This window comes from Culturomica sp. (assembly GCF_003524185.1).
Lineage (GTDB): Bacteria > Bacteroidota > Bacteroidia > Bacteroidales > Marinifilaceae > Culturomica > Culturomica massiliensis.
Genome location: NZ_DOED01000006.1, coordinates 40,008 through 55,140, shown reverse-complemented (window position 1 = coordinate 55,140; position 15,133 = coordinate 40,008). Strand labels below are relative to the sequence as shown.

Annotated in this window: 12 protein-coding genes and 1 riboswitch; of the genes, 7 read left to right on the top strand and 5 right to left on the bottom strand. The window is 43.4% G+C overall.

Translation table 11 applies throughout. The features are described 5' to 3' along the window. Positions 1-39: 39 nt before the first annotated feature. The 6 genes from DD657_RS01730 to DD657_RS01705 all read left to right on the top strand — a co-directional run bounded on the left by DD657_RS01730 (position 40) and on the right by DD657_RS01705 (position 9,976). Positions 40-591 (top strand): RNA polymerase sigma-70 factor, encoded by a 552-nt coding sequence (locus DD657_RS01730; RefSeq protein ID WP_021989333.1) that lies wholly within the window; start codon positions 40-42, stop codon positions 589-591. Between the two features lie 96 nt (positions 592-687). Next, positions 688-1,881, top strand: a complete 1,194-nt coding sequence (locus tag DD657_RS01725) for a FecR family protein (RefSeq protein ID WP_287048222.1) — start codon at positions 688-690, stop codon at positions 1,879-1,881. Positions 1,882-2,048: 167 nt separating this feature from the next. Further along, positions 2,049-5,462, top strand: coding sequence for a TonB-dependent receptor (locus DD657_RS01720; RefSeq protein WP_287048221.1), 3,414 nt, complete (start codon positions 2,049-2,051; stop codon positions 5,460-5,462). 11 nt (positions 5,463-5,473) lie between these two features. Beyond that, a complete protein-coding gene (locus tag DD657_RS01715) occupies positions 5,474-6,985 on the top strand; it encodes a RagB/SusD family nutrient uptake outer membrane protein (RefSeq protein WP_287048219.1) in 1,512 nt (503 codons plus the stop codon). Between the two features lie 142 nt (positions 6,986-7,127). Then, positions 7,128-8,267, top strand: coding sequence for a metallophosphoesterase (locus DD657_RS01710; protein ID WP_287048218.1), 1,140 nt, complete (start codon positions 7,128-7,130; stop codon positions 8,265-8,267). Between the two features lie 287 nt (positions 8,268-8,554). Beyond that, positions 8,555-9,976 carry an alkaline phosphatase gene (locus tag DD657_RS01705; RefSeq protein WP_287048216.1) on the top strand — a complete coding sequence of 474 codons (1,422 nt, stop codon included), beginning with the start codon at positions 8,555-8,557 and terminating at the stop codon, positions 9,974-9,976. Positions 9,977-10,044: 68 nt separating this feature from the next. Here the strand turns inward: DD657_RS01705 and DD657_RS01700 are convergent, their stop codons facing one another. The 5 genes from DD657_RS01700 to DD657_RS01680 all read right to left on the bottom strand — a co-directional run bounded on the left by DD657_RS01700 (position 10,045) and on the right by DD657_RS01680 (position 13,735). Then, entirely contained in the window at positions 10,045-10,188 is a 144-nt protein-coding gene (locus DD657_RS01700; RefSeq protein WP_021989328.1) for a hypothetical protein, read from the bottom strand. 124 nt (positions 10,189-10,312) lie between these two features. Continuing rightward, positions 10,313-11,053 (bottom strand): ATP-binding cassette domain-containing protein, encoded by a 741-nt coding sequence (locus DD657_RS01695; protein ID WP_021989327.1) that lies wholly within the window; start codon positions 11,051-11,053, stop codon positions 10,313-10,315. A 9-nt stretch (positions 11,054-11,062) separates the two neighbouring features. After that, entirely contained in the window at positions 11,063-11,950 is an 888-nt protein-coding gene (locus DD657_RS01690; RefSeq protein WP_068691113.1) for a glycine betaine ABC transporter substrate-binding protein, read from the bottom strand. Then, positions 11,947-12,594, bottom strand: coding sequence for an ABC transporter permease (locus DD657_RS01685; protein WP_021989325.1), 648 nt, complete (start codon positions 12,592-12,594; stop codon positions 11,947-11,949). The genes DD657_RS01690 and DD657_RS01685 overlap by 4 nt, the downstream gene beginning before the upstream one ends. A 10-nt stretch (positions 12,595-12,604) precedes the next feature. Next, positions 12,605-13,735 (bottom strand): hypothetical protein, encoded by a 1,131-nt coding sequence (locus DD657_RS01680; RefSeq protein ID WP_287048214.1) that lies wholly within the window; start codon positions 13,733-13,735, stop codon positions 12,605-12,607. A 174-nt stretch (positions 13,736-13,909) separates the two neighbouring features. Here DD657_RS01680 and DD657_RS01675 point away from each other — a divergent pair, with 174 nt between their 5' ends. Then, positions 13,910-14,797 carry a DUF5996 family protein gene (locus DD657_RS01675; protein WP_273134000.1) on the top strand — a complete coding sequence of 296 codons (888 nt, stop codon included), beginning with the start codon at positions 13,910-13,912 and terminating at the stop codon, positions 14,795-14,797. A gap of 76 nt (positions 14,798-14,873) precedes the next feature. Then, a riboswitch (cobalamin riboswitch) is annotated at positions 14,874-15,066 on the top strand. The last annotated feature ends 67 nt before the right edge of the window (positions 15,067-15,133 follow it).

Below are 15,133 nucleotides of genomic sequence, written 5' to 3'. Positions count from 1 at the left end.
TTTAACGGTCGTTTAATCTGGTTAACCAATATGTTTTAGATGGCGGATGCAATAAAAGTGGATATTACTGACGTGAAAGTTTTTCGGCGGTTGTTCGATGACTTTTATGAACCGTTGTGTATTTTCGGTGAGCGTTATGTTGGAGATGCCGAATGCGTGGCGGATTTGGTTCAGGAATGTTTTATCCGTTTGTGGCAAAGGAGGGAGGATTTCGAATATCTGCATCAATTGAAGGGATTTCTGTATACTTCTGTAAAGAACAGGGCACTCAATGAACTGGAGCACCGGAAAATAAAACTGGGCTATGCAGGAAAAATACTGGAGCAGGGGGAAGAGTCCTTTTTCCGGGATCACGTGATAGAGGAAGAAGCTTATCGTATTCTCCGGCAAGCCATTGAACAGTTGCCTGAACAAACCCGTAAGGTCATGTTATTGGCGTTGGAGGGAAAAGACAATAGGGAAATTGCAGAAACGTTGTCTATGGCTGTAGGGACCGTACATACACATAAAAAAATCGCTTATAAGCGTCTGCGGGAATTTTTGAAAGGATATTACTATTTGTTTACTTTCCTGTTGTATCTGATTCGTTAAATTATTGCCGTTTTTTTAATCGTAAGCGATTATTTCCAAAAAAAAATTAAAAAAAGTTTGATTTGGTTTACCCCTGATCGGGGTTTAAACTGTTATATGGATAAAAAAGAGGCTATGTTGGAAAAAGAATTTGAGATTGCGTCCTTGATTGCCGGATACCGGACGGGAATATTGACGGAGGAAGAAAAAGCCTGTTTACAGGAATGGATCGATTCTTCTCTGTCGGCAAAGCTGTTATTTGAAAAGTTAGACAATCCGGAAAATTTCCGGGAACTTTGCTCGATGGCGCAGAAATATGATCGTAGCCGTGCCTGGAGTAAAATAGAGAAAAGTATCCGGCGGGAACGTAATCTCAAAATTCAAAAATACATCGGCTATGCGGCTTCGGTTGTTTTGCCTTTGGCCGTATGTTATTTTTTATTGAGAAATTCAGCGGAGGAGTGCTGTTCGTTAAGTAGTCATCAGACGGTTTGTAACGATCGGATTCAACCCGGAACAACAAAGGCAATTTTAACTTTAGGGGATGGGACTGTTGTGGATATTGAAAAAGAAAGTTCATTTGAGGTATTGGAAGAAGGCGGTGCGAAAATCCGCAAAGATTCCGCCTGTCTGAATTATCAGAATGAGACGAAAATCATTCCGGAGCAGAAGGTTATATACAACCGGATTGATATACCGAGGGGAGGTGAATATACGCTGAAACTGAGTGATGGAAGCCGGGTACATTTGAATGCTATGAGTTCCTTACGGTATCCGGTAAATTTTACAGAAGATAAAAGGATGGTGGAATTGCAGGGAGAAGCTTATTTCGAGGTAGTAAAAGCCGGAAAACCTTTTATTGTAAAGGCCGGAGATGTGGAGGTGAAAGTTTTGGGAACGGAGTTCAATGTATGCTGCTATGCCGATGAGGATATTATCGGAACGACATTGGTAAAAGGATGTGTCAATATCACAACTCCTCGAGTCGGTCCGCTTGTGCTGACACCTTCACAACAGGCCAATTTCAGCCGGGAGACAAAGGACGTACAGGTGAAAACCGTCGATGTTTCGGAATATACAGCCTGGAAAGAAGGATATTTCCGTTTTAAAGACTGGCGTTTGGAGGACATTATGAATTACCTGTCCCGTTGGTATGATATGCATGTATTTTATGCTAACCCGAAAGTGAAAGATTTGCGCTTCGGTTGTAGCATCAGCCGGTATGGAAGTGTAGAGCCGATATTGCAGTTGTTGGAAGATACCAGAAAGGTAAGAGTGGAAATAAAAGGAAATACAATTGTTTTCCGGTAAAATGAAATCAAAATGATGAGATAAAAATAAAAGCAGGAAATGCGCTAACATTTCCTGCCGGTAGCGATTTCTGCGCAAACAGAAATCATAAGTTTAACTAAACATCCAAAGTTATGAACAAAAATCGAATTTCCTTCTGTGAGGGGGGATTAAAAAAAGTCTTTTTTATGATGAGGCTATCGTTTTATCTGGTATTATTGGGATGTCTGCATGTGAGTGCTGCGATAGACGCTCAGACACGTGTGGCTCTTAATGTCAAGAATGTAACTCTCCATGATGTCATTTGGGAGTTGCAGAAACAGACCGGTTTCGTATTCCTGTACAGTACACAGGATATAGAATCAGTCCGTTTGTCGGAGGTTTCGGCAGCCGATAAAAGCGTAAAGGAAGTATTGGACGACTGCCTGAAAAATACCGGGTTGACATATAATATTCAGGATGATGTGATTGTCATTCGCAAAGCGGAAGCACTTCCGGCACTTCCACAGCAAACGATTGCGGTCAGGGGAATTGTCCGGGATGATTCCGGGGAAACCTTACCGGGCGTGTCTGTCCGGATAAAGGGAACATCTACCGGTACTGCAACCGATGTTCAGGGACGTTTTGAAATTAAAGTTCCTTCTTTAAAAAATACGATTCTGGTGTTTTCTTTTGTCGGGATGATTCCTCAGGAAGTGTCTGCTTCCGATAAAGAAATGCAGATTGTCATGCAACGGGAAGATACCCAATTGGATGAAGTTGTCGTAACCGGTTACAGTACCGTTAGCCGTGAAGCTTATACAGGATCGGCAACGGTCGTAGGGGCTGATAAGATTGCCGAACGCCCGGTAGCTTCTTTTCAGGATGTGCTTCGGGGGAATTCCCCGGGTACGTTGGTTACCTCCACCGGGCAACCGGGTGTCGGAGCAACTATCCGTTTGAGAGGTATCAGTTCGATGAATGCCTCGAATGCGCCGCTTTATGTCGTGGACGGTGTCGTTTGGGATGCTGCTAATATGTCAGGGGATGCCGAATATCCGACCAACCCGTTGAATACACTTAACCCTTCGGATATTGCCAGTATGACGATATTGAAAGATGCCGCTTCTTCTTCTCTTTACGGTTCGAGGGGTGCGAACGGGGTGATTGTAATTACGACCAAACAGGGAAAACAAGGGCAAAAGGTCAATTATACGGTAGATGTACAGTTCGGTGTATCCAGGATATTCAAGGCATCGAAGCCTGACTTGGTAAACCGGGAGGAATTTATCGACCTGTGGCTGGAAGGAGAGATGCATTATCAGATCCAGAGGAAAGCAGGTAAAAAGTTTTTCGACGAAGTGAAGAAGATATATGCGGATAAAGAAGGATATAAATTCTCGGGTAAGAATTATAATGAGTGGATGAATCTGGCCAAAAGTGAATTCAATAAACAATTTAAGATTTACAATCCCGTCAAGAATAATTATTACAATGCATTTTTTGATAAAGACGGTGCAAAAGGGGAAGATTACAGCCGTTTGCCTGATGTCGATTGGTATGATGAAGTTACCCGTGTGGCTCCGTTCCAAAAAATCAATGCGTCGGCCAGAGGAGGAAATGATGTCGTAAAATTCTATACCTCACTGGAATATTTCAATCAGCAGGGGATACTCCGGAGCAGCGAGTTGAAACGGTATTCGTTCCGGGCAAATTTGTCGTCGGACAACGCCAACCGCTTTCTTAACTGGGGAATCAGCAATATGATGAGTTATTCCGACCAAAGCGGGCCGCGCCGTGATGCTTTAGGGTATGCTATGCCTCAGTATACAGCATTGTCCCTGGCTCCTATTGTTCCTGTAAAATTGGAAGACGGATCGTATAATTTTAAATTTCCGAGTAATGTCAACAGTAATATGAACCCGGTGGCTATCGGAAAATATTACACTTATGCCCGGCCTCAATTGAAAGCCCTGCTTTCCGGCTGGTTGAAATTTAATTTTACGAAATGGCTGAATTTTAAAAGTGTGGCTGCCGTCGATTATCTCCATACAAGGAAACGGCATTACTACGACAAGGATTTCGGCGATGGTAAAAAGGATAACGGTTATTTGTCAGAGAGAGATGCCCGCCGGACCATGATTACCAATTCGAACCTGTTGTATTTTAATAAGACCTTCGGAGGTGTACACGATGTGTCTGCTTACGGAGGTATAGAGCTTGAAACGATGACGAGTGCTTACATTTCTGCCAGCGGTAAAAACTTTTTATCCGACGATTATCCGTACTTATCGGCTTCCTCTGTTTTGGCAAGTTTGGGCGGTAGCGGGGACGAATATGCGATGTTTTCCTGGCTGATGAAACTGGATTACGCTTACGACAATAAATATTATATCGGCGGTTCCTTCCGTAGCGACCGTTCTTCCCGTTTTCATCCGGATCACCGGGTCGGTAATTTCTGGTCGGTTTCGGGAGCCTGGCGGATTTCTCAGGAAAAATTCCTGCAGGATAACCCTGTAATCAATAACCTGAAATTGAAGGCTAGTTACGGTGTAAACGGAACGTTACCCAGCAGTTATTATTCCTGGCGTCCCAGATACGGATTCGGTTATGATTATGGCGGGGATGCAGGTATCGCGCCTGCAGCCATAGCAAACAGGGAATTGACCTGGGAAGAAAATAAAGTATTCAATGTCGGATTGGATATCCGTATGTGGGATCGTCTGAATATCGGGCTGGAATATTACAGTCGTAAATCGAGCAATCTGTTACTGGATGAGCCTATTTCTATGGTTACCGGTCACGAAGACCGTTTGGTGAATTCCAGTGCAGGCTTGAAAAATCAGGGAATAGAGTTGGAAATGTCCGTTGATATTATCAGAGACAGAAGAGTAAACTGGGAATTCAGTATGAACCTGGCTACATTGAAAAATAAGTTTTTCGGTTTGAAGAGTGACGATATCGGTACTCAGATTAAGCGCAACGGGGAAAGCTATTATTCCTGGTATTTGAGGGAATGGGCCGGTACCGATCCGGAAACGGGAGAACAACGCTGGTATTATACGGATACGGACGGTAAAAAAGCCATTACCAAAAAATACGACGAAGCGGAACGGAAAATCGTCGGTTGTGCATTGCCGAAGGTAAGCGGAGGTTTTTCGACGGTGATCAGTTTCGAAGGCCTGGAGTTGAGCTGTCTGTTTACCTACGGGTTGGGACATAAGGTGTTGGATTATACGGGACGGGTGGCGACGAAGAACGACGGGAAGAGAGACTACCGGACCATGGAACGGGATCAGCTCGACCGTTGGACACCGGATAATCCTGGAGGAAAAAATCCTTTGCGGATCAATACGAAATGGGATCGATGGTTATCAACCCGTTATCTTTATAAAGGCGATTATCTGAAATTCAAAAATCTGAAATTGCAGTATACTTTCCCTGCACACGTAGTGAGTAAAATTCGTCTGGGAGGTGTAAAAATCTTTGCACAGGCAGAAAATCTGATCGCTTTTACCGCATTGAAAGGATACGATCCGGAAATGACATTGAACGGGTACCGGAATCCCGACGATTATCCGTCGGCTACGACTTACACGGCAGGATTACAAATTAACTTTTAAATTCAGGAATCATGAAAAAATATTATATATTCTTTGTATTGTTCCTTCTGATAAATGCTGGTTGTGACGATTTTCTGGACAGAAAGAGTTTTACCCAGATGGATGAAGGTGAGGTATTCAAAACGGTGGAGAACCTTCAGGGTGCTCTGACCGGGGTGTACGATAAATTGTCCGATGCAGATTTTTACGGCCGGCATATACAGGCTTATGAAGCTGCCAAAGGACCCGATTTCTTTGTGCTGTCTTCCAGCGGTAACCGGTATGAAAAAGAGAATGCTTACGATGAAACTTCTTCTTCTGCCGGTTATGCCAAGGATACCTGGTCGAAATTCTATAATACGATCAAAGCGACAATTTTAATTATCGATCAGGTCGATCAGGCAGAAGGAACGGATGCCGAAAAAGGACGGATTAAAGGAGAAGCATTGGCACTGAGAGGGCTGACCTACTTTGAATTGATGCGTAACTTTGCCTATCCGCCGATTTTCTCTTTCCCGGGTAAATCCGGATATGCCGATCAGTATAAATTCGGCGTACCGGTAGCGTTAACAATTATAGATCTGAAGCGGATGGAAGAAAAACCGGAAGGACGGAAAGATGCGAAATATTGCTACGAAGAAGTGATTGTTAAAGACCTTACGGCTGCCAAAGATTTACTGAAACAGTACGGTCAAGGGGAAGGGAAATATTTATCCTATCCGGCAGTATGCGCTTTGTTGTCCCGGGTGTATCTTTATATGGAAAAATGGGAGGCTGCCAGGGATGCAGCATTGGAAGGACTTTCAGCGACAAACGCGAAAATGATAGAATATAAAGAATATACCAATAATTATTACAAGCCTTTCGGCAGTGAGAGTGTCTGGGAATTACAATATACGGAAACGGATAATCTCAGTACGAATTCCCTGAATTATTTATTGAGATATCAAACTATAGATAAACCGGGAGATCCGAAGGACGGGCAGGTTGGGAGTGAGGTCGGATACGGAGCTTACGGATTACAGGATGCCTGGGTAGATTTGGTAAAAGAAGTAGAAGGAGATGTCAGGACCTATCTGGTATGTAAAACGCGGGACGGCTATAACGGTTGTCGTAAATATATAGGCAATCCCCATTATCTGCACAATATTTGCCTGGTGCGTTTACCCGAACTTTATCTGAATCTGGCTGAGGCTTATGCCGAATTGGGCTCACCGGATGCCGTAGAGACGCTGAACAATATATATGAAAAAAGAACGGATAAAAAATTCGATGCTACGGGTTTGGATAAAGCAGAATTAATCGGAGCGATTCTGAAAGAAAGGAGAAAAGAACTGGTGCTCGAAGGACATACATTTTGGGATTATTTCCGCAGGGCCATTCCTTTTGACCGGGAATCGGAGGAGTGTATCGACAATTCGACGAGTCATATCGATTATACACGGCCTCAGGTGGTTTATCCTATTCCGGAACAGGAAATGGATGCCAATCCCGCTATCCGGAAAGAACAGAACCCCGGTTATTCGGAATATTTGACAAATTAACGGATGTTTGGTAAAATAAAAAATATCTTTGAAATGCAGAACAGAAGCAGAGAGTTTATTTTGTCAGATATAACGGAGTATTTTTTGACCGGGGATAAAATCCGGTTTATAAATAAATCCGTGGTAATAAAAAGTCAGGTTTATGACAGGTAAAAATCTTGTCAGATATTTTTTGATCGTTTGCTTTACGGCAGCCTGTTTTCAGGCTGCTGTAGCAAAAGATCATCAGGAAAAGCAAAGTTCGTTGTCGGCCGATGGGCCTTATATCTTGTATGATAGTACCGGTGGTTTCCGCATGGTATGGGTCGGAGAGGATGCCGTGATCCGGGATACGTCGTATGCTGCTGTGCCTGCCGGTTTTTCTTTTCCGGTGGTTTCCGGTAACGGAAAACATCGTTTCCGGGTAAAGTTGCATACTTTCGAACGTCAACCCTGGAAGATGCCGCAACCGGAAAAAATGCTCGTTATCTCGGACCCTCACGGTAATTTGGATTGTTTTGTATCCGTACTGAAAAATAACGGGGTAATCGATGAAAATTACAATTGGAATTTCGGAGACAATCGCTTGGTGATAATAGGAGATGTGTTCGACCGCGGGAAAGACGTATTGCCGGTTTTCTGGCTGATCTATAAATTGGAACAGGAAGCTGCGGAAGCCGGAGGCGGAGTCTCTTTTACGTTAGGTAACCATGAAGAAATGGTATTGCGGGGAGATTGCCGTTATACAAAACGTAAATACAAAGAACTGGCTGATAGCTTGCGGATTGCTTATCAGGATTTGTGGCAGGAAAACAGCGAATTGGGAAGGTGGTTGAGAACCCGGAATCTGGTACAAATTATCGGAAATAATCTGATTGTACACGCCGGATTAAGTGCCGAATTTCTGAAACGTAAAGAGGCAGTTTTACAGATGAATGAAACGGTCGGCAAAGGTCTTTCCCTTAATAAAGAAGGCCGAAAGGCTGTATCGGCGACTTCTGCTTTTGTCTTTGATACGAAAGCAGGCCCTTTCTGGTATAGAGGAATGGTAAAATCAGCCGATAAATATCAGCCGGTTTATCTTCCGGACGTCATCCGTTTATTGAAAAAATATAAAGTTGACCGTATTTTGGTCGGTCATACGATTTTTGACGATATGACTACATTTTATCAGGGCAGAGTGATTGCTGTCAATGTCGACAACGAAGAAAATTATGAGAAAGGAAGAGGACGGGGAATTCTGATCGAGGGGAATAAGATTTCAGTGATATATGATAAGAAATCTCCGGAACCGATGTTTTAATTTTAGATTTACGATTTTAGCTTGAACCCGCAAAGCAACCCTCAGAAAAAGATTAGATTTATGATTTTAGATTAAATAAATCCGACAACGAATCAACAATTTTTTGCTTGTATTCCAATCTAAAATCGTAAATCTAAAATTTAAACCTTATTTTGGTCGGTGGACTTTTTAATTATTTTGTTACTTTTTCATTAAATTGAAGGAGAAGACGACTGTATTTGAATTTTTGTTTTTATTTTTGAACTTAAATAACGGACAGTATGTTTTTGAATTAATTTAAAAATAAAATGAGAAGAGCGATTTATTTATTATCTGTTTTGGCAGTTGTGCTGTTTTTGTTGCCGCAATGCCAATGTGGGCCTAAAGAAAAGAAGGCAAAGTACGTATTCTATTTTATCGGTGACGGGATGGGGGTAAATCAGGTAAACGGTACAGAAATGTATTTGGCGGAAAAAGAAGGCCGGATTGGTATTAAGCCTTTACATTTCACACAATTTTCTGTTGTGAATTTTGCAACCACTTATTCTAAATACAATTCTGTTACCTGTTCTGCTGCTGCCGGAACGGCATTGGCTTCGGGAACAAAGACGAAAAACGGAACGATAGGTATGGACAGTTTGCATCAGGCTCCGTTATACAGTGTTGCTACAAAAGCGAAAGAAGCGGGTAAAAAAGTCGGAATAACGACATCTGTGAGTGTCGATCATGCTACTCCGGCAGTGTTTTATGCTCATCGTCCGGATCGTGGGATGAGTTACGAAATCGGTACGGATTTGCCGAAAGCCGGTTTTGATTTCTATGCCGGAGCCGGTTTTGTACAACCCAATAATAAAAAAGATTCGACGGCTATCAATTTGTATGAACTGTTTGACAAGGAAGGTTACACTGTAATCCGGGGAATGGAAGAGTATAAAGCCAAAGCCGGGGATGCCGGGAAACTAATTTTTATACAGCAGGAAGGAAGCGATAATTTTTCTCTGCCTTATGCGATAGATCGCTCCGGGAATGATCTGACATTGGCACAGATTACAGAGAATGCGATTGAATTTTTGACCCGGAATAACGATAACGGTTTTTTTCTGATGGTTGAAGGAGGTAAGATCGACTGGGCTTGTCATGGAAATGATGCGGCAACGGCTTTCCGGGAAGTGGTTGATATGGATGAGGCTGTACAGAAAGCGTTGGATTTTTACAATCAGCATCCGGATGAGACGTTGATTGTCATTACAGCCGATCATGAAACCGGAGGTATTGTTTTGGGAACCGGAAAATATGCTTTGAATTTACAGGCTTTGCAATATCAGAAAGTATCGAAGGATAAACTGACGGCAAAACTTCATCAGTTACGGGAAGAAAAAGGAAACAAAGTCAGCTGGGAAGATGTGAAAAGCGTGTTGACAGAAAATCTCGGATTCTGGAATCAGGTGCCGTTGAGTGAAGCTCAGGAGGCTAGATTAAAGGAGGTATACAAAAATACTTTTGGTTCGAAAAACGCGAAACCGGAGAAGAATCTTTATTCTGAAAACGAACAACTGGCCGGAGAGGCCATCCGGATACTCGATGGCATTGCAATGGTCGGTTGGACGAGCGGCAGTCATTCAGCCGGGGTTGTTCCGGTATATGCCATAGGTGCCGGAGCTCAATTGTTCAGTGGTAAACTGGACAATACCGATATTCCGAAGAGAATAGCGCAAGCTGCAGGATATTGACCGGGGAAATGATCACGAAATAGCGCCGGGCCGGAATTCGGTCCGGCGTTTTTTGTTCCCTGAAAAGCTTATTCTGCCTGTTCCGTAATAACAGAGGTAGGCATTTCTTCGTCTTCTTCGATTAATGTAGCTGCAAACAGCCACCACAATAGCAGAATGCAAAGAATAATAGCTCCGATAAGTGTCAGGATTTTTTGATGTTTCTTTTTCATATATTTTTTATTTAAGTATGCTGTGGATAATTCATGGTACGTATTGATCGTTGATTTTTTATCAAGAAATGGAATTTGTTTATATAATCCACAATTTAAAATCCACAATTAAACGGTCGTAAGGTCATTGTATTTCGTGTCCGGTCAGGGCTTTTACAAAGTCGGACTTCGGAGATCGGCGGATTTCATCAGGAGAACCTTCCTGCTCGATACATCCGTTGTTCATGACCAGAACCCGGCTGCCTAATAAAAGGGATTCCCGGATGTCGTGGGTAATGAATACGATCGTCACATGCAATTCCTGATGAATCCGGATAATTTCGGACTGAAGCATTTTCCGGGTAATTTCGTCCACGGCTCCGAAGGGCTCGTCCATCAGAAGAATATCCGGATTGGCGGCAAGTGCCCGGGCTATGCCGACACGCTGCCGTTGTCCTCCGGAAAGTTCGGAAGGATAACGTTCCAACATATCCGGGTCGAGTCCGACCGTTTGAATCAACCGCCCGACGGCTGCCGTTGTCCGTTTTTTGTCTTTTTTGTTGAGCAAACCGGGTACATAGGCTATGTTTTTTCGTATGGTCATGTGCGGAAATAATCCGATGCCTTGAATTACATATCCGATATTACGCCTTAAAAGGGTTTGATTTTCCAGAGAAATGTCTTTCCCGTTGATATATATTTTTCCGGATGTCGGTTGTATTAAGCCGTTAATTAGCTTTAACAAGGTCGTTTTTCCGCTGCCGGAGCTGCCGATGACAGTCAGAAATTCACCTTTCCGGATATCCAGACTGATATCTTTTAAAATGGTATGTTCGTCGTAATCTTTCGAGACGTGATCGAATCGTATAGCGGGAAAATCATTCATAAGTCCAGGTTAATTTTGAGTCAGGATTCCCTTGCGTTTCAGAAAATTTAAAGCGACATCGTGTTCCGGTTGGCCTGCTACTTCTACAAGATAGTTGAGTTCGGACATTTCGCTATCCGTTAAAATATGATTCATTTTAGCCAGCACCTGTTTCAGTTCCGGATGTTTTTGCAACGTTTCTTCGCGGACAACGGTTGCACAGTAATAAGTCGGAAAAAAATGTTTGTCGTCTTCCAGGACGGTCAGGCGGGCACCGTTAAGCTGTCCGTCCGTAGTAAAAATGTTCATAACATCGATTTTATCCGATTTAATGGCTTCGTATTTCAAACCGATATCCATATCCATTGTCTTTTTAAATTTGAGGTTGTAAAATTTACACAGGGCATCGTACCCTTCGTGTATTTCAAAAAAATCATACTCGGCCCCGAATCTGAATTGGTCCGGATAACGGGCCAGATCTGAAAATTTCTGTAGCCCGAATTTACGGGCATTTTCTTCTTTTACGGCGAGGCTATAGGTATTGTTAAAGCCGTAAGGACCGATCCAGACCAGATGGAACTGTTGGCGATAGGCTTCTGCCAGTTGGTCGTAAAGTTGCTGTGGTGGTAGTAAATTATTTTTTTTCAAAACGACCAGCCAGCCGGTTCCCGTATATTCGGGGTATAAGTCGAAATCGCCTTTTACAATTGCCGGGTGGATATTGCTTGTTCCGCCTCCTATTCCTTTGGTGATAACGGGATGGAGAGAGGTGTTGTTTGCAATCAGTATGGCCAGCATTTCTCCCAGGATGAATTGTTCGGTCATCGGTTTGGTGGCAATCCGGATCGTGGTATCCGAATCTTGGCAGCCCACGAATAAAAACAGGCTCGTAAGCAGATAGAGTAGTGTTGTTTTCATACCCGGCTCATTTTGCGTTTCTTTTTGATGTAACTTTCATAGCGACCGACACAACCGTCCGTGAACAAAGCCAATACGGCAATCAGTAAACTGCCGGCGACAGTCATGGCCGGATTGTTAGTGGTAATTCCCCGGTAGATGGCAACGCCTAATCCTCCGGCACCGATGAAGGCGGCGATACCTGCCAAAGCAATCGTCATGACGACCATGTTGCGTAAGCCGGTTAAAATCACCGGGAATGCCAATGGCAATTCGATCCGGTAAAGGAGTTGGAAGGGAGTGCTTCCCATACCGCGGGCGGCTTCTGTGATTTCCGGGTCGATGTTCCGGATGCCGGTATATGTATTCCTTACCATCGGAAGCAAAGCATAGATCGTGAGGGCAATAATAGCGGTGGTATTGCCGATACCTGAAAAAGGTATCAAAAAGCCGAATAAAGCGATCGAAGGAATGGTATAAATGAAATTCGTCAATCCCAGAATCGTACTCCTGCTTCTCCGGTAGCGGCTGATAAAAATACCGAGACATAGTCCGACGACTCCTGCACAGACGATGGCTATAAGGGATATCGTGATGTGTTGTAACATCAGTTGCAGGAAAAAATCCCAACGGTCCCGGTAGAGTGTAAAAATTTCTGTCAGCATAAATTTGATTTTAGAAATAATAACCGATGTTAATGTTAAAGCGGGCATGCCAGGAATCACTGCCTCCTCCCGGTCCGAAACCGTTCCAGTCCGGCCCCAGCCAGGCCTGATTTTTTCCCAGGGCGTAATCGATGTAGGTTTGTACCGGGCCTGCGGTCAACAGGCAGCCGGACACATTTTGAAAACTGTCTTTGTAATTGTCATTCCATTTTTGCAGCCACCCGAAGTCGTTGTATATTTGAAGGCTTTTGAACGGTCCCCAATGAATCGGGAATTTATATCCCAGACTCAATGAATAGATATTGGCTTTGGCGGCAACGAGATAAGGGGCTCCGTAAGCCGTCATTGTGATGAGGGTCCGGCCTTCTCCGGGAGCATTTTTAGGATACAGGGCGTAAGTCGTTGCCTGTGCTTTTAAACTGAGACCTTTCCAGTAGAGTTCGTGGTGAAGGGCAAAAGCAAAATGAGTACCGTTATTCCGGGTATCCAGGTTATATAACTGCCCGAATTCGGCCGATACACCGCTTTTTTGTATGACGTTTTCTCCCCATTTGTAAAATACCTGTCCGTTTAATTGGTTGATTTCCTTGTTTCGTCCGGCAACGTCATATCCGTAGCGATCATCAGATACTTCGGCATCGGCACTGAACAACAGTTCTTCTGCATTTTTGAAAAAAGCCAGTGCATATTCCCAATGCTCTCCCGTATGTACGAATTTGACTCCCATATCCGAATCGTCTTCCAATCCCACATAGTAGGCAATTTGAAAGAAGAAGTTGTGGGCTCCTGAAGGCTGGATGCCGAAAGGCACCCGGGTGAGTCCGACTTCGATACGGTTTTGCGGATTGAATTGGTAGCCGATCCAGCCGTATTTCAGCATAAATCCTCCGAAAGCTGTGCTGTAAAAACGAAAATCGGCATCCAACAGTAATTTTTTGTAAGAAGCTGTCGGGTGAAGGAGAAATACATCGTATCCGAAGTCCCCGCCTCTGTCCCTGTGTCCCCGGTTCCAGTCCGAAAAATTGTAATTGAAACGTAAGGCTCCGCCGAAATGGAATTGCGGAAGTGTTTTCCGTTCGTTACCGGAAACCGGAAAAACAAATAGTAGATAGAAAATGAAAATCAGAGTATAGCTCTTCATAAATCATATTTGTAAAAATTACCCCGCTTTTCCGATATCCTCCGGAAAGATATAACGGAGAGGGGAACAATTTTGTTTGAAAAAAATAGGCTCTAAATAAAGTTAAAAGGAAGAACTATTTTCAGGGAAGGTAAGTTTAAGAAGTAGATTGTCGAACAGTTATACAATAAAAGGATGGAAGATATATATTTGGATTATCCTGAATGGCAGGATACGGCCGATACGGTACATCTGTTTTTGCAGATGGCGGGGAAAGTGAAAGTGGAGCGTAGCCCGAAGCGGCCCCAATGGGCACATGTAAGGCTCTATCTTGTCCCGGACGGATTGACAACCGGACTGATACCCGGAGATTCGTCCCCTTTTTCCATTTTATTCAACTTCAGAGAACATCAGGTAGAGTTTATGAACGGTGACGGGAAAAAAGTAAATATACCTTTGGAAGATGGCGTGAGTGTTGCCGCTTTTTACGGACAGTTTGCCTCGGCTTTGGAACAAATCGGTTCACCGACCCTGATCAATGTTCATCCGCAGGAATTTTATGATCCCCTGGAATTCGATAAGGACGACAAGCATCACAGCTACGATAAGGTTGCTATCCGCAAATGGTTAGAGAATATGTTGTTTGCTTATGGTGCTATGGCCCGTTATCTGACGGCATTTCGCTGTAAAGTGCATTATCCGGCTTATTATTTTGGTACGATGGATCTGACTTGTATTGTGTTTAGCGGAGAGCCGGCACCTTTCGGTAAAAAGGATCCCGTTATGGAGAAGGCTTTTGACGAACGGTTATACGAATGTGGGTTTTGGCCGGGTGATATCAGTTTCCCGCAGGCTGCCTTTTTTGCCATGCCCTATCCTTTTATCGAAACGATAAGGGGAAATGAATCCTTGCTGCAACCGGATAAAGCTCTGTTTAAACCGGAAAAGAAGGAGTTCTTTCTGACGTTGAAAGATGCCCTTTCCTATCCTGATCCGGAACAAAAAGTCGCAGAATTTTTCAAATCCGGATTCGATATTTTTCAAAAGATAAAACGTTGGGAAAATATAGATAATATCTTGTAATTAATTGGTATACGACATGTTATATGTGTTGATGAAATTAAATTTCTGATTTTATTTGTAAATGTCATTCTGAAAAAATACTTTTGCTGCGCAATGGTTTCCGATTCGTTTTCGCGAATGGAATTAAAAGGGAATGCCGTGCAAATCGGCAACAGTTCCCGCTGCTGTAAGTTCCAAAGATGTTTTGACATACTTTGCCACTGACCTAAAGGTTGGGAAGGCGTCAAAACGGAATAAGTCAGAAGACCTGCCTTGCGTATTTAGATTTTGCTCCTGCGGCGAATGGGAGAAAGTGTAACGGTATTCTGACTTTATTAAAACACTCTCAGTGTAACG

Excerpts from the sequence above, each read along its gene's own strand:
- DD657_RS01730 (WP_021989333.1), top strand. The coding sequence starts at position 40 with ATGGCGGATGCAATAAAAGTGGATATTACTGACGTGAAAGTTTTTCGG.
- DD657_RS01725 (WP_287048222.1), top strand. The coding sequence starts at position 688 with ATGGATAAAAAAGAGGCTATGTTGGAAAAAGAATTTGAGATTGCGTCC.
- DD657_RS01720 (WP_287048221.1), top strand. The coding sequence starts at position 2,049 with ATGATGAGGCTATCGTTTTATCTGGTATTATTGGGATGTCTGCATGTG.
- DD657_RS01715 (WP_287048219.1), top strand. The coding sequence starts at position 5,474 with ATGAAAAAATATTATATATTCTTTGTATTGTTCCTTCTGATAAATGCT.
- DD657_RS01710 (WP_287048218.1), top strand. The coding sequence starts at position 7,128 with ATGACAGGTAAAAATCTTGTCAGATATTTTTTGATCGTTTGCTTTACG.
- DD657_RS01705 (WP_287048216.1), top strand. The coding sequence starts at position 8,555 with ATGAGAAGAGCGATTTATTTATTATCTGTTTTGGCAGTTGTGCTGTTT.
- DD657_RS01700 (WP_021989328.1), bottom strand. The coding sequence starts at position 10,188 with ATGAAAAAGAAACATCAAAAAATCCTGACACTTATCGGAGCTATTATT.
- DD657_RS01695 (WP_021989327.1), bottom strand. The coding sequence starts at position 11,053 with ATGAATGATTTTCCCGCTATACGATTCGATCACGTCTCGAAAGATTAC.
- DD657_RS01690 (WP_068691113.1), bottom strand. The coding sequence starts at position 11,950 with ATGAAAACAACACTACTCTATCTGCTTACGAGCCTGTTTTTATTCGTG.
- DD657_RS01685 (WP_021989325.1), bottom strand. The coding sequence starts at position 12,594 with ATGCTGACAGAAATTTTTACACTCTACCGGGACCGTTGGGATTTTTTC.
- DD657_RS01680 (WP_287048214.1), bottom strand. The coding sequence starts at position 13,735 with ATGAAGAGCTATACTCTGATTTTCATTTTCTATCTACTATTTGTTTTT.
- DD657_RS01675 (WP_273134000.1), top strand. The coding sequence starts at position 13,910 with ATGGAAGATATATATTTGGATTATCCTGAATGGCAGGATACGGCCGAT.